Annotated in this window: 14 protein-coding genes; 11 read left to right on the top strand and 3 right to left on the bottom strand. The window is 63.5% G+C overall.

Going from position 1 to position 19367, the window contains the following annotated elements:
* Positions 1–99: 99 nt before the first annotated feature.
* The 7 genes from rplK to rplL all read left to right on the top strand — a co-directional run bounded on the left by rplK (position 100) and on the right by rplL (position 6891).
* On the top strand, positions 100–537 hold the full coding sequence (gene rplK / locus BKA07_RS16390; RefSeq protein WP_167951917.1) for a 50S ribosomal protein L11: 438 nt from the start codon (positions 100–102) through the stop codon (positions 535–537).
* A gap of 64 nt (positions 538–601) precedes the next feature.
* The gene (gene rplA, locus BKA07_RS16385; RefSeq protein ID WP_167951915.1) at positions 602–1300 is read left to right on the top strand and encodes a 50S ribosomal protein L1; all 699 of its coding nucleotides are present in this window, start codon (positions 602–604) and stop codon (positions 1298–1300) included.
* Positions 1301–1480: 180 nt separating this feature from the next.
* A complete protein-coding gene (locus tag BKA07_RS16380) occupies positions 1481–2770 on the top strand; it encodes a GAF domain-containing protein (RefSeq protein ID WP_245161987.1) in 1290 nt (429 codons plus the stop codon).
* A 126-nt stretch (positions 2771–2896) separates the two neighbouring features.
* Complete coding sequence (gene exaC, locus BKA07_RS16375) at positions 2897–4420, top strand: acetaldehyde dehydrogenase ExaC (protein WP_167951913.1); 1524 nt, start codon at positions 2897–2899, stop codon at positions 4418–4420.
* Positions 4421–4469: 49 nt separating this feature from the next.
* Entirely contained in the window at positions 4470–5489 is a 1020-nt protein-coding gene (adhP, locus tag BKA07_RS16370; RefSeq protein WP_167951912.1) for an alcohol dehydrogenase AdhP, read from the top strand.
* Between the two features lie 426 nt (positions 5490–5915).
* Complete coding sequence (rplJ, locus tag BKA07_RS16365; RefSeq protein ID WP_167953329.1) at positions 5916–6443, top strand: 50S ribosomal protein L10; 528 nt, start codon at positions 5916–5918, stop codon at positions 6441–6443.
* A gap of 64 nt (positions 6444–6507) precedes the next feature.
* Positions 6508–6891: a 50S ribosomal protein L7/L12 gene (rplL, locus tag BKA07_RS16360; RefSeq protein WP_167951911.1), complete on the top strand. Its 384-nt coding sequence runs from the start codon at positions 6508–6510 to the stop codon at positions 6889–6891.
* 715 nt (positions 6892–7606) lie between these two features.
* Here rplL and BKA07_RS16355 read toward each other — a convergent pair.
* The gene (locus BKA07_RS16355) at positions 7607–8422 is read right to left on the bottom strand and encodes an MBL fold metallo-hydrolase (protein ID WP_167951910.1); all 816 of its coding nucleotides are present in this window, start codon (positions 8420–8422) and stop codon (positions 7607–7609) included.
* Positions 8423–8446: 24 nt separating this feature from the next.
* On the opposite strand from BKA07_RS16355, the gene BKA07_RS19420 reads away from it, so the two are divergent.
* From BKA07_RS19420 to BKA07_RS16340, 4 genes are all read left to right on the top strand, one after another.
* Positions 8447–8749, top strand: a complete 303-nt coding sequence (locus BKA07_RS19420) for a hypothetical protein (protein WP_245161986.1) — start codon at positions 8447–8449, stop codon at positions 8747–8749.
* Between the two features lie 564 nt (positions 8750–9313).
* Positions 9314–9511 carry a hypothetical protein gene (locus BKA07_RS19415; protein WP_245161985.1) on the top strand — a complete coding sequence of 66 codons (198 nt, stop codon included), beginning with the start codon at positions 9314–9316 and terminating at the stop codon, positions 9509–9511.
* A 195-nt stretch (positions 9512–9706) separates the two neighbouring features.
* A complete protein-coding gene (gene rpoB / locus BKA07_RS16345) occupies positions 9707–13186 on the top strand; it encodes a DNA-directed RNA polymerase subunit beta (RefSeq protein WP_167951909.1) in 3480 nt (1159 codons plus the stop codon).
* A gap of 68 nt (positions 13187–13254) precedes the next feature.
* Positions 13255–17127, top strand: a complete 3873-nt coding sequence (locus tag BKA07_RS16340) for a DNA-directed RNA polymerase subunit beta' (protein ID WP_167951908.1) — start codon at positions 13255–13257, stop codon at positions 17125–17127.
* Between the two features lie 374 nt (positions 17128–17501).
* Here BKA07_RS16340 and BKA07_RS16335 read toward each other — a convergent pair whose 3' ends face one another.
* The gene (locus BKA07_RS16335) at positions 17502–18527 is read right to left on the bottom strand and encodes a 6-phosphofructokinase (RefSeq protein ID WP_167951906.1); all 1026 of its coding nucleotides are present in this window, start codon (positions 18525–18527) and stop codon (positions 17502–17504) included.
* On the bottom strand, positions 18524–19210 hold the full coding sequence (locus BKA07_RS16330) for a DUF1707 SHOCT-like domain-containing protein (protein ID WP_167951904.1): 687 nt from the start codon (positions 19208–19210) through the stop codon (positions 18524–18526). The genes BKA07_RS16335 and BKA07_RS16330 overlap by 4 nt, the downstream gene beginning before the upstream one ends.
* Positions 19211–19367 lie beyond the last annotated feature (157 nt).

The raw sequence follows: 19367 nt of genomic DNA, 5'->3' as shown, positions 1-19367 counted from the left end.
ATACTGGTGTGGTTTGATCACGGCCCTCATCGGAGGTCGTCATCGAACGATGCGCCGTATTCGTCCGGCGCGTCGAAACTTCAAGATTAAGGACCGAATATGCCTCCCAAGAAAAAGGTAGCCGGCCTCGTCAAGCTCCAGATTCAGGCAGGTGCCGCCAACCCGGCGCCTCCGATCGGTCCGGCGCTTGCCCAGCACGGCGTCAACATCATGGAATTCTGCAAGGCCTACAACGCCGCCACGGAATCCCAGCGCGGGAACGTCATTCCCGTTGAGATCACCGTGTACGAAGACCGTTCGTTCACGTTCGTCCTCAAGACCCCGCCGGCTGCCGAGCTGATCAAGAAGGCCGCAGGCGTGAAGTCAGGGTCGGCTACGCCGCACACCGACAAGGTCGCTCACCTGAGCGCCGACCAGGTTCGCGAGATTGCGAACGTGAAGATGCCCGACCTCAATGCCAACACTTTGGATCAGGCCGACCACATCGTCGCCGGCACCGCTCGCTCCATGGGTGTGACAACCGACATCGTCGGCTGAGACCAGACAATTCACTGTGGTGGGGCTGGCGCAGCCCGGACCACGACTGCAAGGAGAGAAGCAGATGAAAAAGCGTTCCAAGGCCTATGAGGCCGCGGCAGAGAAGATCGCCGCAGATGTGAAGTACGATCCGGCCGAGGCGATCGCCTTGGCCAAGGAGACCACGGTGGCGAAGTACGATGCCACCGTCGAGGTCGCCCTCCGCCTGGGTGTCGATCCCCGCAAGGCGGACCAGATGGTGCGTGGCACCGTCAACCTTCCGCATGGTACCGGTAAGACCGCTCGGGTCCTGGTGTTCGCTGCCGGCGACCGTGCAGAAGCCGCCCGCGAAGCAGGTGCTGACTACGTCGGCTCCGATGACCTGCTGGAGAAGGTGGCCGATGGCTTCACCGACTTCGATTCGGCTGTTGCGACCCCTGACATGATGGGTAAGGTCGGACGTCTGGGTAAGGTGCTGGGTCCTCGTGGCCTGATGCCGAACCCCAAGACCGGCACCGTGACCATGGACGTCGCCAAGGCCGTGAACGACATCAAGGGCGGAAAGATCGAATTCCGCGTCGACAAGCACTCGAACATGCACTTCATCATCGGAAAGGTCTCCTTCTCCGACGAAGCGTTGCACGCCAACTTCGACGCCGCCATCGACGAGCTCATCCGTCTGAAGCCGAGCTCCTCGAAGGGTCGCTACATCTCGAAGGCAACCGTGACCACGTCGAACGGTCCTGGCGTTCCGATCGACGGTTCGTCGATGCGCGTGATCTGATCCACCTGATGGATTGAATCGCATACAGCAGTTCGGGGCGGGAAGTGAGACTCTCACTTCCCGCCCTTTCTGTTGCCCTGCAGCTGCACTGTGGTCTTGCCCGGATGCGGTATCGCGGATAGATTGTGAGCACCGAAGACAACTGTGTGATTAGCGCCGATGGAGGTGGACGGCTCCGCCATGCATTCGACTCCGCTGCTTCGCGATGACTATCAGCGCCTCGTCCGTCGGGCTCACGACAATCTCGCGTCGCTCGACGATCCGGCCGGGCCGAGGAGGACCGGACCGACGGGGCCCGGCGTCCGTCCCGACGTCCTCGAATCCTGGAATCGGTCCCTCAGCCGACTGCGTGACCCGGCCGGCGTGCGGATCCGCATGGCCTATGAGGCCGATCAGCTCGCCGAGGTGAGGCGCCGACATCCGTTCCACTCCATCATGGGGCTGCTGCAGTCGCATCTGATCGAACCCGCGAAGGAGGCGGGCCTGCTCGTTGCGCTCGGTGACGAGCAGGGACGCCTGCTGTGGATCGAAGGCGAGCGAGCCGTCCGCAATCGTGCGGAGTCCATGGGCTTCGTGCCGGGAACCGACTGGTCTGAGGACGTCATGGGCACCTCGGCGCCCGGCCTCGCTCTGCGCTCCGGCAGCGCCGTGCAAGTCAGTCGGGCCGAGCACTTCTCGACCGAGGTGCACTCGTGGAGCTGCAGCGCGGTTCCAGTGACCCATCCTCTGACTGGACAGGTCCTGGGGATCATCGACGTCACCGGCGGCGACGACGCGGTCTCCTCAATCGTTCTGCCGCTGCTGAATTCGACGGCGCAGGCGGCGGGCGTCGGCCTGTCGAAGCTCTATACGCCCGAGGCAGGAGGGATCTCGCCCTTCGGCCCCGGACGAGGCGCCTATCTCGAAGTCACCGGTCAGCGCCCACAGCTCTGCGCTCCTGACGGTGCCCGGCGCACTCTCTCGGGCCGTCATGCAGAGATCCTCCTGCTGCTCCAGCGGAATCCGGGTGGGATCAGCAGCGCCGGACTCGTCGATCGCCTCTGGACTCTCGGCGGCAGCGAGGTCACGGTCCGAGCGGAGATGGCGCGTCTGCGAAGAGCCATCGACCACCTCGGCGATCTTCACGTCGATGCCCGGCCGTACCGTCTGCGTGGCGAGATCGACAGCGATGTCGAGCGCACCCATTCGGCACTGGGCCGAAGCGACGTGGAGACCGCTATGAATCTCTATCAGGGCCCGGTGCTGCCGGACTCGGATGCCCCGGGTGTCCGCGAGATCGGTGCGGAGCTCGAGGCGCTGATGCGAGAGAACCTGCTGCAGAACGGGACCTGGCAGCAGCTCTGGCGCTATGCGGGACTTCACGAGTCGCGGGAGGATTTCGAGGTGCTGATGTCGGTTCTGCGGCTGGCTCCGCCCGAGGCACCCGAACGCAATGCCGCGGTCGTGCGCCTCGAAGCCCTCGGCCACTAGAGCTGCCGCACCCGTTCGGCCACCGCCCCTCGTGTGATGCAACCCACATGCAACGTTGCTCTCTGTAGCGTGTGAAGCAATCGGAGACAGACATCCGATCGACGCACACGCATCAAAGGAGTTGCAATGACTGTTTACGCTCAGCCAGGTCAGGACGGATCCCTGCTCACGTTCAAACCTCGCTATGAGAACTTCATCGGCGGGCAGTGGGTGGCCCCGAAGAACGGCAGCTATTTCGAGAACCCCACCCCGATCACCGGCAGGACCTTCTGCGAGGTCCCGGCCAGCACCGCTGAGGACATCGAGACCGCCATCGATGCCGCCGAGGCCGCCGCGCCGGCATGGGGCAAGACTCCTGTGGCGGAGCGGGCTGTGATCCTCAACCGGATCGCCGATCGGATCGAGGAGAACCTCGAGATGCTCGCGGTCGCAGAGACCTGGGACAACGGCAAGGCCGTGCGCGAGTGCCTGGGTGCCGACCTGCCGTTGGCCGCCGATCATTTCCGCTACTTCGCCTCGGCGATCCGGGCCCAGGAGGGCGGCCTGTCGCAGATCGACGATGACACTGTGGCGTATCACTATCACGAGCCGCTCGGCGTCGTCGGCCAGATCATCCCGTGGAACTTCCCGATCCTCATGGGCGTATGGAAGATCGCCCCGGCGCTTGCGGCAGGAAACGCCATCGTCCTCAAGCCCGCCGAGCAGACCCCGACCTCGATCCTCGTCCTGGCGGAGCTCATTGCAGACCTGCTGCCAGACGGCGTGCTCAACATCGTCAACGGCTTCGGCCTCGAAGCGGGCAAACCCCTGGCTTCGAACAAGCGGATACGCAAGATCGCGTTCACCGGCGAGACGACGACCGGTCGACTCATCATGCAGTACGCCTCGCAGAACATCATCCCGGTGACGCTGGAGCTGGGCGGCAAATCGCCGAACATCTTCTTCGGCGACGTCAACGCCCATGACGACGCCTACTGGGACAAGGCCCAGGAAGGCTTCACGATGTTCGCTCTCAACCAGGGTGAGGTCTGCACCTGCCCGTCGCGGGCACTGATCCAGCAGTCGATCGCGGATCCGTTCCTCGACGCGGTCACCGAGCGGACGAAGAAGATCGTCCAGGGCAACCCACTCGACACGGACACCATGATGGGAGCCCAGGCATCGAACGACCAGTTCGAGAAGATCATGTCCTACCTCGACATCGGACGGCAGGAAGGCGCCGAGGTGCTCACAGGTGGAGGTCGGGCCGACCTCGGCGGGGATCTGTCTGGCGGATACTACGTCCAACCGACGATCTTCAAGGGCTCCAACAAGATGCGCGTCTTCCAGGAGGAGATCTTCGGTCCCGTCGTCTCGGTGGCGACATTCGACGACTACGACGACGCCATCACCACGGCCAACGACACGCTCTACGGCCTCGGCGCGGGAGTCTGGTCGCGCAACGGCAACATCGCCTACCGTGCCGGACGTGACATCCAGGCCGGGCGCGTGTGGGTCAACAACTACCACGCCTACCCGGCACACGCCGCCTTCGGCGGATACAAGGCCTCGGGCATCGGACGTGAGAACCATCTGATGATGCTCGACCACTACCAGCAGACGAAGAACCTTCTGGTCAGCTACTCCGAAGACAAGCAGGGCTTCTTCTGAGGCGAAGCCGTACGGAAGCACAATCCACGTCATCACAAAGGAGTAAATGATGTCAGGAATGAAAGCAGCAGTCGTCGAAGGATTCGGCCAGGATCTCGTGGTCGGCGACAACAAGATCCCCGAGCCCGGTCCTGGGCAGGCATTGGTCAAACTCATTGCCTCGGGAGTCTGTCACACAGACCTGCACGCGGCCCACGGAGATTGGCCGGTCAAACCCAAGGTTCCCCTCATTCCGGGCCACGAGGGTGTCGGGACCGTGGAGAAGGTCGGGCCCGACGTCACCGATGTCAAGGTCGGGCAGATGATCGGAAACGCCTGGCTGTGGGGTGCCTGCGGAACTTGCGAGCACTGCCGCCAAGGGTGGGAGACGCTCTGCGAGCAGCAGGTCAACGGCGGCTACGGCATCGACGGCTCGTTCGGTGAGTACATGCTCGTTGACACGAAGTTCGCCGCCATCATCCCAGAGGGGTCCGACCCCTACGAGATCGCGCCGGTGCTGTGTGCCGGGGTCACTGTCTACAAGGGGCTCAAGCGCACCGAGGTCAAGCCCGGCCAATGGGTCGTAATCTCCGGCATCGGCGGACTCGGCCATATCGCCGTGCAGTATGCGGTGGCGATGGGGATGCGCGTCATCGCCGTCGACGTTGCCGACGACAAGCTGGCCTTAGCCAAGAAACATGGAGCGGAGATCACTGTCAACGCCTTCGCCGACGAGCCGTCCGAGATCATCCAGGAGAAGGTCGGAGGGTCCCACGGCGTGCTCGTCACAGCAGTGCATCCAAAGGCGTTCGGACAGGCGATCTCGATGACTCGCCGAGGCGGCACTATCGTCTTCAACGGTCTGCCTCCAGGAGAGTTCCCGGCCCCGATCTTCGACATCGTCCTCAAGGGACTGACGATCCGCGGTTCGATCGTCGGAACGCGCCAGGATATGGTCGAAGCGCTCGAGTTCTATGCGGCGGGCAAGATCCACCCGACGTTCTCGAAGCGTCCGCTCGAGGACATCAACGGGATCTTCGACGAGATGATCCACGGCAAGATCGACGGTCGAGTCGTCATCGAATACTGATCCCCTCATCCGTCACAGCAACCCCAATGGCGCTGGGCAACCCGCAGAAGGGTTGCTCAGCGCCATTCGGGTTGCCAGGGGTGGCGATCCGGGTTGCCAGGGGTGGCGAAGTGTCTGCCGTCGAGAGGATCGCTGGGCCGGCGTATGGTCGAGGTCTCCGATCCGATGCCGAGCGATTGGACTTGGTGCCGTGGCCTTCGATAGACTCATACCACCCAAGACCGTCGGTCTTTCCGGAATCAGCAGAATTCGCAATCGGATGATGTTGCCCGGAAACGAAAACTCCAGCGGAGTGACCTGCGCAGGTGAGCACGAGATACTTCCATGAGTTCTTGACGAACTCATCGGCGAAGCGTTTCACGCATGCCTGCGTGGAGCGCTTTTTTGGTGTTGGGACACGATCGGCGCCTGTACGAAAGGAATACCATGGCGAGGCCAGACAAGGCAGCCGCAGTAGAGGAGATCAAACAGCAGTTTGAGAACTCCGATGCTGTGTTGCTGACCGAGTACCGCGGTCTCACCGTTGCGCAGATGCAAGACCTGCGCGTTTCACTCGGTGAGAACGTCAGCTACGCCGTGGTAAAGAATACGCTCACTGCCATTGCAGCCAAAGAAGCCGGAATCAACGATCTCGATGAGTTCCTCAACGGACCCACCGCGATCGCGTTCATCACCGGTGAACCACCTGAGGCTGCCAAGGCACTGCGTAACTTTGCCAAGGCGAATTCTCAGCTCGTATTGAAGGGCGGCTACTGGGATGGTGCCGTCCTCAGTGCTGAGAATGTCAATAAGCTCGCCGACCTCGAACCACGCGAAGTGCTGCTTGCGAAGGCAGCCGGTGCGATGAAGGCAAGCCTCCACCAGGCGGCTTACCTGTTCACCGCTCCGATGGTCAAGGCCGTGCGCACTGTCGATGCTCTCCGCGAGGAGCAGGACAACACTCCTGCCTCTTGATGCCTGAGCATCACCCCATCAACCCGGTCGCTCAACGTGACCACCAAAGGAAGGACTGGCCACAATGGCTAAGCTCACCCCAGAAGAGCTCATCGAAGGTTTCAAAGAGCTCACCCTGATCGAACTCTCGGACTTCGTCAAGCAGTTCGAAGAGGTCTTCGACGTGGAAGCCGCCGCACCGGCTGCCGCCGTTGCCGCTGCCCCTGCCGCCGGCGCAGAAGAGCCTGCTGAAGAGCAGACCGAATTCGACGTCATCCTCGAATCGGCCGGCGATAAGAAGGTTCCCGTCATCAAGGAAGTTCGTGGGCTCACCTCCCTCGGACTGAAGGAAGCCAAGGACCTCGTCGACGGAGCCCCCAAGCCCGTCGTCGAAGGCGTGTCCCAGGACGTCGCCGAAAAGGCCAAGGAAACTCTCGAGGGCGCAGGCGCAACCGTCACCCTCAAGTGATTTCACCGGCAGCACACTGACTGCCGTCGTATCGAAGAGCCCCACAGCTGATGCTGTGGGGCTCTTCGCATCCGGGCAGGCGCCCGGGCACCAGGGCGAGAGTGTTGCAGAACCGAAATGTGACAGTGCCGGAGTCTGAGTATGGGCCTCAATACCCTTGTCAAGTGACTGAGACGAATGGCGCGCGCCCGAAGGACAGGCTGCGATCGCGGTTCCTGAGTGAGTGGGAGTACGCCGCCGATGAGACCGCACGCTCGGGTCTTCTCTTCTTCATCGCTGTCGTGCCGGAGATGCCGATAGCGGACGGTCTGGGAGAGCCCTGGCCGCAGTTCACCGCCGCACTGGCCTACTCGGTCCACAGGGACCAGGGAACAGAGCAGACGATCGTCCTCTTCACCGAGGCCGACTCCGGCGCCAAGTCTCAGGCGTACCTGGTCGATGACAACGGACCGGTCACGCCGAAGCAGTCGGGTGAGCTAATGCACTCGAAGAGCGACGACTTCTGTGCGCGATCAACCCGCTGCACGGCGAAGCTCAGGAGTAGGCCCGGATCGATGCGAACTCGCCCAGCGTGCGGGTGCCGGTGTGCCACGGCTGCCAACCGGATCTGCAGGCCGACGGTCAGCTGCAGTGGATCTTCGACGGAGACAGCCCTATGTCGAAGGTTCGAGCGTCTGGGCCGAGACCCTCTTCGGCTCGATCGGCTCCGACCTCGTCACCGCTTTGAAGCGGCGGGACAGATGACCTCTTCGCGCGGGATCGCCCGGTCGCAGTCGCCGGGCATGACACGGGCGGGCAGAGCCACCTCGGCGTCGGCCTGATTCATCCGCATACCATCGATGTCGGCAAGCTGACGCTCGACGAAGGCGCGGTCGACGGGCACACCGTGGCCGGGTACGAACACTGTGGCTTCGGAAAACGACAGCAGCATGCGCAGGCCGGCCGCCCATTCGCTCAACGAGGCATCGCTGCCCGCCTGCGGGGGATCGCCCTCCTCGACGAGGTCACCGGTGAAGACGATGCCATGGTCGACCAGACGCACGACGACGTCGGCGGTCGAGTGCCCGCTCAGGACATGGAATTCGATTCGGCAGTCGCCGAGGTCGATCGTCGCACCCGACCCCGGGCCGGCGTCGATGGGAGTCGTCGCGACGATGAGAGCGGTGGGATCGGTGGGCAGCTCCTCTGCGATATCGGCGGTCTCGGGCGCATTGAGGACAGCATCGAGGGCGATCCATGCGCTCGCCTCCTGGTCCCGGGCGAACGACTCGGAGACGTAGAAGGTCTCCACACCGGCTGCGGCCAAGGTGCCGTTGCCGAAGAAGTGATCCCAATGGTCGTGTGTGGTGACGGCATCGATGGGGTGGGGACGACCGGTCGCCTCGAGATTGAGCTGTTCGGCCCTGCGGACCAGCCGGGTCGCGGTGCTGGGGCCGGGACCCGAATCGACGATGAGGCTGCGGTGGGCTCCCGTGATGATTCCGCAGTTGACTGTGGCCGGATTCTGACTGAGGACGCTGACATTGACCATGAGTGAAGTCTAGAATGTCAGCTCATGGAGATCACTCACATCCCCGCCGGGTCTCGCGCCGCCGATGACATCGATGAGATCCTCGCCGAGGTGGTCGATTTCGACATGCTCGTCAACAGAGCTTCGGGTCTCGGCGCCGATTTCGATCCACGATTCGACGAAGTGCGACTCCAGCTGCTGTCACCGAACGACTATTTCACGCATCAGACCTGGATCGGTCGTGTCGATGGGGCCATCGTGGCCAAGGGGATCGCGTACCTGACGCTTCGGGACAACCTCGACGTCGCCGACGTGTGGTGCTCGGTCCATCCCGAGAGGCGCGGATAGGGGGTGGGGGCGAAGCTGCTTGCCGCGATGGAGGCGAGTCTGGCCGGGCAGGGGCGGACCCGGCTGAGCAGTTGGTGCGAAATTCCGTCCTCGACTCGTGATGCCGATCTGCGCCGTGCCCACATCGCAGCCGAATCCGGAGCGGGGAGCCTGCCCATCGGGCAGTCGGACGTCGCCTTTCTGCACCGGCACGGGTACGTATTCAAACAGCTGGAACGATGCTCCGTGGCGCAGACCATGACTGCCGTCGGGCTGCCCGGTGTCGTCTCGACACCGGGTACACGATCGAAACCTGGAATGGCTCGACACCCGCGCATCGTCTCGAGCAGATCGCACGGCTGCATCAGAGGATGTCGACGGAGATACCCCCCGGAGCCCAGGAATTCGGCGAGGAAGAGAGCTGGGACGCTGCGCGCGTGCGCGCCCTCGACACGAAGCGGGCAGATGCCCGAGAGCTCGTGAGCACTGCCCTCGCGCTCAAGGGGGGGGGAGGAGGCCGCTGGATTCAGCGAGATCGCACACTTCGACGAACGCCCCGAGGTGGGCTGGCAAGGGTCTACCCTCGTGACACGGCAACATCGCGGGCACGGTCTCGGAGCGGCACTCAAGATCGCCAACCATGTGGCACTGGCCGAGCACACGAACGTGGAGCGGATCTATACGTGGAACGCGGTGGAGAACTCGTGGATGCTGGCCATCAACGACCGGGCGGGGTTCGCAACGTGGGCATGGGTGGGACTGTGGAAGAAGTGCCTTGCATGACTTGACCGATTGCTATAAGCTTGATATTTGCGTTGCTCTGCCTGTGGCGTGCCTTCATATAGCGGGGGGCACTCATTTCCACTCAAGTGAACCACGCCATCGCCCAGTGTCGAAACCTGACACTCCTGCGATCGACGATGTGACTTCGGGTGGGCAGTCAACCTATCAATTGGTGAAGCACTCGGAAGGACCCCATTGGCCGACGCCAACGATAATACCAGGACCGCTAACCCCCCTAAGAGAATCTCCTTCGCGAAGATTCGCGAGCCGCTCGAGGTTCCCGATCTGCTCGGTCTGCAGACGGACAGCTTCGACTGGCTCATCGGCTCAGAGACGTGGCAGGACCGCGTCGCCGAAGCCATCGAGATCGGAGACGATTCCGTCGCGACCACCTCCGGGCTGGAAGACATCTTCGAAGAGATCTCACCGATCGAGGACTTCGGTGGATCGATGTCGCTGTCGTTCCGGGAGCACCGGTTCGAAGCCGCGAAGTACTCCATCGATGAGTGCAAGGAACGCGACATGACGTACTCGGCGCCACTGTATGTGACCGCCGAATTCATGAACAACAACACCGGCGAGATCAAGAGTCAGACGGTCTTCATGGGCGATTTCCCCCTGATGACCGACAAGGGCACGTTCATCGTCAACGGCACCGAGCGCGTCGTCGTCTCGCAGCTCGTGCGTTCGCCCGGCGCCTACTTCGAATCCAGCGTCGACAAGACCACGGACAAGGACATCTTCACCGCGAAGATCATCCCCTCCCGCGGTGCCTGGCTGGAGTTCGAGGTCGACAAGCGCGACCAGGTCGGCGTGCGACTCGACCGCAAGCGCAAGCAGTCCGTGACCGTTCTGCTCAAGGCCCTCGGCTGGTCCGAGGCCAAGATCCTCGAGGAGTTCGGCGAGTTCGAGTCGATCCGCGAGACCATGGCCAAGGATACGGTCAACACCCAGGACGAGGCGCTGCTCGACATCTACAAGAAGCTGCGCCCGGCAGAGCCCGCGACCGCCGAGGCGGCACGCAACCTGCTCAACAACCTGTACTTCAACCCCAAGCGCTACGACCTGGCCAAGGTCGGGCGCTACAAGGTCAACCGCAAGCTGGGAGTCGAAGCACCGCTGTCCGACTCGGTCCTCTCGACCGATGACGTCGTGGCGACCATCCGCTACCTCGTGTCCCTGCACGCCGGGGTCGACACCGCCAAGGGTGTCCGCGACGGTGAGGACGTCGAGCTCAGCGTCAAGCTCGACGACATCGACCACTTCGGCAACCGCCGCATCCGTGCGGTCGGCGAGCTCATCGAGAACCAGGTCCGCACGGGCCTGTCCCGCATGGAGCGCGTCGTCCGTGAGCGCATGACGACCCAGGACGTCGAAGCGATCACGCCTCAGACCCTGATCAACATCCGCCCCGTGGTGGCTGCGATCAAGGAGTTCTTCGGCACCTCGCAGCTCTCGCAATTCATGGATCAGAACAACCCGCTCGCGGGACTGACACACAAGCGCCGCCTGTCCGCGCTGGGACCCGGTGGTCTCTCGCGTGACCGTGCCGCCATGGAAGTCCGCGACGTCCACCCCTCGCACTACGGACGCATGTGCCCGATCGAGACTCCTGAGGGTCCGAACATCGGCCTCATCGGCTCGCTGGCGTCGTACGCCCGCATCAACCCGTTCGGCTTCATCGAGACGCCTTACCGCAAGGTTGTCGACGGTGTCGTCACCGATGACACCCAGTACCTGACGGCCGACGACGAGCTCGAATTCAACATCGCGCAGGCCAATGCGCCGTTGACGGAAGAGCAGCGCTTCGCCGAGGTGGAAGTCCTCGCACGTCCTAAGGGCGGCGGCGGCGAGGCCGAGCTGGTCCAGTACGACACGATCGACTTCATGGACGTCTCCGCACGTCAGATGGTGTCTGTCGCCTCCGCGCTGATTCCGTTCCTCGAACACGATGACGCCAACCGCGCCCTCATGGGTGCGAACATGCAGCGTCAGGCCGTGCCGCTGGTGATGGCCGAGTCCCCGGTCGTCGGCACCGGCATGGAATACCGTGCCGCAGTCGACGCCGGCGATGTCATCGCCGCCGATCGGCCCGGTGTGGTCACCGAGGTGTCCGCCGACTTCGTCACCGTCCTCGCCGACGACGGCACGATGCAGACCTACCGTGCCTCGAAGTTCAAGCGCTCCAACCACGGAACCTCGTACAACCAGCGCATCCTCGCCGACGAGGGCGATCGCGTCGAGACGGGCACTGTCCTGGCCGACGGACCGTCCACGGAGAACGGTGAGATGGCGCTGGGCAAGAACCTCCTCGTGGCATTCATGTCCTGGGAGGGCTACAACTTCGAGGACGCGATCATCCTCTCCCAGCGTCTCGTCCAGGACGACGTCCTGTCCTCGATCCACATCGAGGAGCACGAGGTCGACGCTCGCGACACCAAACTCGGTGCCGAGGAGATCACGCGCGACATCCCGAACATCTCGCCGGATGCCCTGGCCGACCTCGACGACCGCGGCATCATCCGCATCGGCGCCGAAGTCACCGACGGCGACATCCTCGTCGGCAAGGTCACCCCGAAGGGCGAGACCGAGCTGACTCCGGAGGAGCGCCTGCTTCGCGCGATCTTCGGAGAGAAGTCCCGCGAAGTCCGCGACACCTCTCTACGCGTTCCCCACGGTGAGATCGGAACCGTCATCGGCGTCCGTGTCTTCGACCGTGAGGAGGACGACGAGCTCTCGCCGGGCGTCAACCAGATGGTCCGCGTCTACGTCGCCCAGCGCCGTAAGATCACCATCGGTGACAAGATGGCCGGTCGTCACGGCAACAAGGGCGTCATCTCGACCATCCTGCCCGTTGAGGACATGCCGTTCCTGGCCGACGGAACTCCCGTCGACATCATCCTCAACCCCCACGGTGTTCCCCGTCGTATGAACATCGGCCAGGTCTTCGAAGTCCACCTCGGGTGGATCTCGAAGCAGGGATGGAAGATCGAAGGCAACCCCGAATGGGCCGCAGAGCTGCCGGACGCGGCCCGCGAAGCCGAAGCCGGAACCAATCTGGCGACCCCTGTCTTCGACGGTGCCCACGAGCAGGAGCTGCGCGGACTGCTGGATTCGACGACTCCGAACCGCGATGGGGATCGACTCATCGATTCCTCGGGCAAGGCCCAGCTGTTCGACGGTCGCTCCGGTGAGCCGTTCCCGTACCCGATCGCCGTCGGCTACATGTACATGCTCAAGCTCCACCACCTCGTCGACGACAAGATCCACGCGCGTTCGACAGGACCGTACTCGATGATCACCCAGCAGCCGCTCGGTGGTAAGGCGCAGTTCGGCGGTCAGCGCTTCGGTGAGATGGAAGTCTGGGCCCTCGAGGCCTATGGCGCGGCATACACGCTGCAGGAGCTGCTGACGATCAAGTCGGATGACATTCCCGGCCGTGTGAAGGTCTACGAGGCCATCGTCAAGGGTGATAACCTGCCCGACCCGGGAATCCCCGAGTCGTTCAAGGTCCTCATCAAGGAGATGCAGTCCCTGTGCCTCAACGTCGAAGTTCTGTCTTCGGACGGCGATGAGGTCGAGATGCGCGACTCGGAGGACGAAGTCTACCGGGCGGCTGAAGAGCTCGGCATCGACCTGTCGTACCGCGAAGCTCAGACCGTGGAAGAAGTCTGAGGACTTCCACTTCAACCGACACAACTTCGCGATGAACCGGACGTTCATCGCCAGGAAAGAGGATTTACGTGCCTGACGTCAATTTCTTTGATGAGCTGCGTATCGGTCTTGCCACTGCGGAATCCATCCGCAGCTGGTCACACGGTGAGGTGAAAAAGCCTGAGACCATCAACTACCGCACACTCAAGCCCGAGAAGGACGGACTCTTCTGCGAGAAGATCTTCGGACCCACTCGCGATTGGGAGTGCGCCTGCGGCAAATACAAGCGTGTCCGCTTCAAGGGCATCATCTGCGAACGCTGCGGTGTCGAGGTGACCCGGGCCAAGGTGCGTCGTGAGCGTATGGGACACATCGAGCTGGCCGCATCGGTCACTCACATCTGGTACTTCAAGGGCGTCCCCTCGCGCTTGGGCTACCTGCTGGACCTGGCTCCGAAGGATCTCGAGAAGATCATCTACTTCGCGGCCTACATGATCACCTCGGTGGATGAGGATTCCCGCCACCGGGATCTGCCCAGCCTGCAGAACAAGATCGACATCGAGAAGCAGCAGATCGGCACTCGTCGTGACGCGGACATCGATCGTCGCGCCAAGAAGCTCGAAGAGGACTTGGCAGCACTCGAGGCCGACGGCGGGTCCGCTCCGGCCAAGAAGAAGCTGCGCGAGACGGCAGAGAAGGAAATGGAGAAGCTGCGCAAGAACGCCGACCGTGAGGTCGACCGTATTGAGCAGGTGTGGGACAGGTTCAAGAACCTCAAGGTCAACGACCTCGAAGGCGACGAGGGCCTGTACCGCGATATGTTCCACCGCTTCGGTCTGTACTTCACCGGTGCGATGGGTGCCGAGGCGATCCAGAAGCGTCTGCTCGACTTCGATCTCGAAGCCGAAGCCGAGAAGCTGCGTGAGCTGATCAACACGGGCAAGGGACAGCGCAAGACAAGGGCGCTGAAGCGCCTCAAGGTCGTCAACGCGTTCCTGACCACCGACAACAATCCCGAGGGCATGGTCCTCGACGTCGTCCCGGTGATCCCGCCCGAGCTGCGTCCGATGGTCCAGCTCGACGGCGGACGCTTCGCGACCTCCGACCTCAACGACCTCTACCGTCGCGTGATCAACCGCAACAATCGCCTCAAGCGTCTGTTGGACCTCGGCGCTCCCGAGATCATCGTCAACAACGAGAAGCGGATGCTGCAGGAGGCCGTCGACTCGCTGTTCGACAACGGACGTCGCGGGCGTCCCGTGACCGGACCGGGCAACCGTCCGCTCAAGTCGCTGTCCGACATGCTCAAGGGCAAGCAGGGCCGCTTCCGTCAGAACCTGCTGGGCAAGCGTGTGGACTACTCGGGCCGTTCGGTCATCGTGGTGGGCCCGCAGCTGCACCTCCACCAGGCCGGTCTGCCCAAGACCATGGCTCTGGAGCTGTTCAAACCCTTCGTGATGAAGCGCCTGGTCGATCTCAACCACGCGCAGAACATCAAGTCGGCCAAGCGGATGGTCGAACGTCAGCACCCTCAGGTGTGGGACGTGCTCGAAGAGGTCATCACCGATCACCCGGTGCTGCTCAACCGTGCGCCGACCCTGCACCGTCTGGGCATCCAGGCGTTCGAGCCGCAGCTCATCGAGGGCAAAGCCATCCAGCTGCACCCGCTCGTGTGTTCGGCGTTCAACGCTGACTTCGACGGTGACCAGATGGCTGTGCACCTGCCGTTGAGCCCGGAGGCTCAGGCAGAGGCACGCGTGCTCATGCTCTCTGCCAACAACATCCTCAAGCCCTCGGACGGCAAGCCCGTGACCATGCCCTCGCAGGATATGATCATCGGTCTCTACCACCTGACCTCCGTGCGCAAGGGACTGCCCGGCGAGGGACGCTCCTTCTCCGGCCTCGGCGAGGCCATCATGGCATTCGACCGCGGTGAGCTGGACTTGGGTTCGGAGATCACGATCCGCCTTGAGAACGTCGTCCCCGGTGATGACATCGAGGTGCCCGAAGGTTGGGAGGCCGGCGATCCGCTCGACGTGCAGACCACCCTGGGACGCGCCCAGTTCAACGACTACCTGCCCGCCGACTACTCGTTCGTGAACTCCACGATCGACAAGAAGGCGCTCAGCCGCATCGTGAACTATCTGGCCGAGGAGTACCCGAAGCTCGACGTCGCCCAGACCCTGGACAACTTCAAGGCCGGCGGCTTCCACTGGGCGACCCGTTCGGGCATCACCATCTCGATGTCCGATGTGGTCTCCCCGGAGGCCAAGACGGAGATCCTCGACAACGCCGAGGCCTTCGACACGAAGGTTCAGCAGCAGTACGAACTCGGTGCCCTCACCGACGACGAACGCCGCAACGAACTCGTCAAGCTGTGGACCGAGACCACCGAGAAGGTCGACGAGGTCATGCGGACGAACTTCCCGGAGGAGAACTCGGTGATGCGTCTGGTGGAGTCCGGCGCATCGGGCAACTGGATGCAGGTCCGTCAGCTGGCCGGTATGCGCGGCCTGGTGACGAACCCGAAGGGTGAGATCATCCCCCGACCGATCGTGTCGAACTATCGCGAGGGCCTGTCGGTGCTCGAGTACTTCATCGCCTCGCACGGTGCTCGTAAGGGGCTGGCCGATACGGCTCTGCGCACCGCGGACTCCGGCTACCTGACCCGCCGTCTCGTCGACGTGTCCCAGGACGTCATCATCCGCACCGCGGACGTCGGCTCGAACAAGGGCATCACGCTGCCGGTGGCCGAACGCGACCACGAGGGCAAGCTGGTTGCGCACGAGTTCGCAGAGACCAGCCTCTACGGCCGGCTCACGGTCTCCGATGTCTCCGACGCCGATGGCAATGTCATCGTCCCGGCGAAGACCGACATCACTGCGGACACGGTCGATACGCTCGTGGCCGCCGGGGTCGAGGAACTCAAGGTGCATTCGGTGCTCACCGCCGATTCCGACACGGAGATCTCGTCCATGCATTACGGACGTTCGATGGCGACCGGCAAGCTCGTCGACATCGGCGAGGCCATCGGCACCGTCGCTGCACAGTCGATCGGTGAGCCGGGAACCCAGCTCACGATGCGCACCTTCCACACCGGTGGTGCGGCGGCATCCTCGGGTGACATCACCCAGGGTCTGCCGCGTGTGACCGAGCTCTTCGAAGCTCGCACACCGAAGGGCTTCGCCCCCATCGCCGAGGCGAGCGGACGGGCCAAGGTGGACGACAGCCGCAAGACCCGCTTCGTCATCGTCACTCCCGATGACGGCAGCGAAGAGATCGAGCACGCCGTGTCCAAGCGTGCACGTCTCATGGTCGAGGACGGAGAGAACGTCAAGGCCGGCCAGCAGCTGGTCGTCGGCGCCGTCGATCCTAAGCAGGTGCTGCGCATCCGCGGTCGTCGTGAGGCCGAGCGCTTCCTCGTCGATCAGGTGCAGAAGGTGTACCGCTCGCAGGGTGTGGGAATCCACGACAAGCACATCGAGGTCATCGTGCGGCAGATGCTGCGCCGTGTCACCGTGATCGAGTCGGGCGGCACCAACCTGCTGCCCGGCGAGCTGGTCGACCGGGGCCGTTACCAGGCCGAGAACCGTCGAGTGGTCGCCGAAGGCGGCCAGCCGGCCTCGGCTCGTGATGAGCTCATGGGCATCACGAAGGCTTCCTTGGCCACCGAGTCGTGGCTGTCTGCCGCATCCTTCCAGGAGACGACGCGCGTTCTCACCGAGGCCGCCATGGAAGGCAAGTCGGACAGCCTGATGGGTCTCAAGGAGAACGTCATCCTCGGTAAGCTCATCCCTGCCGGCACCGGCCTGCAGACTCACCGCGACATCGTGGTGGAGCCGACCGAAGAGGCGAAGGCCGAAATGTTCACAAACAGCTATGGCGACTTCTACGCGGGCATCGGCTCCGATTCGGGGTCGGCCATTCCGCTGGAGGACTACGACTACGGCGCCTTCAGCTGAAGAGCGTCGTTCGCAGCTGATCGTCTGAGGCGTTCGCAGCTGTGAGGCTGAGTCGGGTTCGGCTGTGAGAGCGAGTCGGATTCAGCCTCGCGGTCGGAGCGGATTCGGCTGTGGGGCGGATTCGGCCCTACGGCTGGGTCACCAGGCACAGGACGAGGGGCACCCACCATCTGGTGGGTGCCCCTCTGTGTCATTCATCCGCCGCCGCACCCGCACGGTCTGGGAGCCGAAACAACGGCGGAGGCCCGACACTCCTGCGCGCTCTGGAAGCCGAGACAACGACCGAGCGCCGACACTCCTGCGCAGGCACAGTGGTTTGGGGGCTCGGCCGTTGTCTCGGTCTCCAGCGCCTGTTCAGCCTCTCCAGCGCCTGTTCAGCCGAAGAGGACCTGGGCCTCTTCCCAACGCTGCGCCGGCACCGACTTGAGGCTGTCGACGGCAGATGCCATGTCGACCGAGACGATCTCGGTGGCCTTGAGGCTGGCCATCTTGCCCCAGTCTTCGTTGCGTGCCAGATCGGCTGCGGCCATCCCCAGCCGGGTGGACAGGACCCGGTCGTAGGCTGTGGGGGAGCCCCCGCGCTGCAGGTGTCCGAGGATCGTGGCACGAGATTCGATGCCGGTGATCTCTTCGATCTTCGGGGCCAGGAAATCCGCAATCCCGCCGAGGCGGGTCCGCCCCTTGTTGTCGACGCCGCGGTCGGCGACCTGTTCGTCGAGTCCCTCGGGAATGAACCCTTCGGCCACGACGACGATAGGAGCACGGCCGCGGTCCCTGGCCGATGTCACCCATTCTTCGATCTGGTCGAAGGAGACGGGGAATTCGGGCATGAGGATCGCGTGGGCACCGCCGGCCATTCCGGCATGCAGAGCGATCCATCCGACGTTGCGTCCCATGACTTCGATGACCATGCAGCGGTGGTGGGACTCGGCGGTGGTGCGGAGGCGATCGATGGCTTCGGTGGCGATGGCCTGGGCGGAGTCGAAGCCGAACGTGTAGTCGGTGCCGCCGAGATCGTTGTCGATGGTCTTCGGGACACCGATGATGTTGAGTCCCTCTTCGGCCACGAGCCGGGACGCACCGGCAAGAGTGCCCTCACCGCCGATCGCGATGATCGCGTCGATGCCGTGGGCCGCCATGACTTCGCGCATCCGTTCCGGTCCGCCGCCTTCATACGGGTGGGTGCGGGAGGTGCCGAGGATGGTGCCGCCTCGGCCGGAGAGGCCACGGACGTCGAGCATCGACATGTCGAACATATCGTCCTCGAGCAGCCCCCGCCAGCCGTCGCGGATGCCGACGAACGACGCGTTGTGGCTGCGGATGCCCTTGCGGACGATCCCGCGGATGACCGCGTTGAGTCCCGGGCAGTCTCCGCCCGAGGTCAGTACACCGATTCTCATTCCAGTTGCCCCTGATCCTTTGCTCGGTAGCCTTTGGCCAAATGCACCTCGTGGCCGGCCATCAGGGAGACACCCTTGAGGATGAGAGTCCCGTTCGATCCGTCGCCCTTGGCGGACCCGCGGATCTCGTTGCCGGCCATGATGTTGAGAGTGTCGTCGCGGACGCGCACGCCCGGAGGGACATAGATGTCGTGACCTGCCCACATCGAGTAGGAGGTGAGCGAGATCGTCACTCCCGGTCCCATCACATCGCACAGGTCGATGTTGTCGCCGCCCATGAGCGAATAGGTCGTCACCTCGGCGGTGCCGGCGGGAACATCGAGCTCACGGCCGGACATGATCGCCACGGAATTCATCGGCGTGCCCGACCCGGGTTCGGCGATCGGGGCCAGCGGCGTGGGCCCACTGCTGCGGGCGATCGATGTGCCTGCGGTCGTTCCCCCGCCCGTTTGGCGTTGCAGAGAGCTGTAGAGCTCACGTCCCTCGGGGAGATCGACGATGAGCAGCAGGAGGTCATCGAGGAACTTCGCCGAGATCGCCTCGTCCTGACGTTCGGCCGTCTCATCCGGGTCGAGCCGCCCATTGGTGACCGCATCGGTGATGACTCCGAGAACGGCGTCCCGGTCCTTGTCAGAGGCACGTATGCGTGGCGCGGGCGGTTGCGCGGATTCTTCTTGGGCCATGACGTCCAGTGTAGCGGGGAGCACACCTCCGCAGGCTGTCTGAGCGAATCGAGCCGATGTAGCGCAGTCGGTCCTCGCGAAACGAGCCGACGTAACCGCAGGCTGTCCCTGCGAGTCGAGTCGACGTAACCGCAGGCGCGCCGCAACCCGGGCCTCA

The sequence above is a fragment of the Brevibacterium marinum genome (assembly GCF_011927955.1).
GTDB classification, from domain to species: Bacteria; Actinomycetota; Actinomycetes; order Actinomycetales; family Brevibacteriaceae; genus Brevibacterium; species Brevibacterium marinum.
The sequence above is the reverse complement of the archived record's forward strand: the minus strand, read 5'-3'. Positions and strand labels throughout refer to the sequence as shown.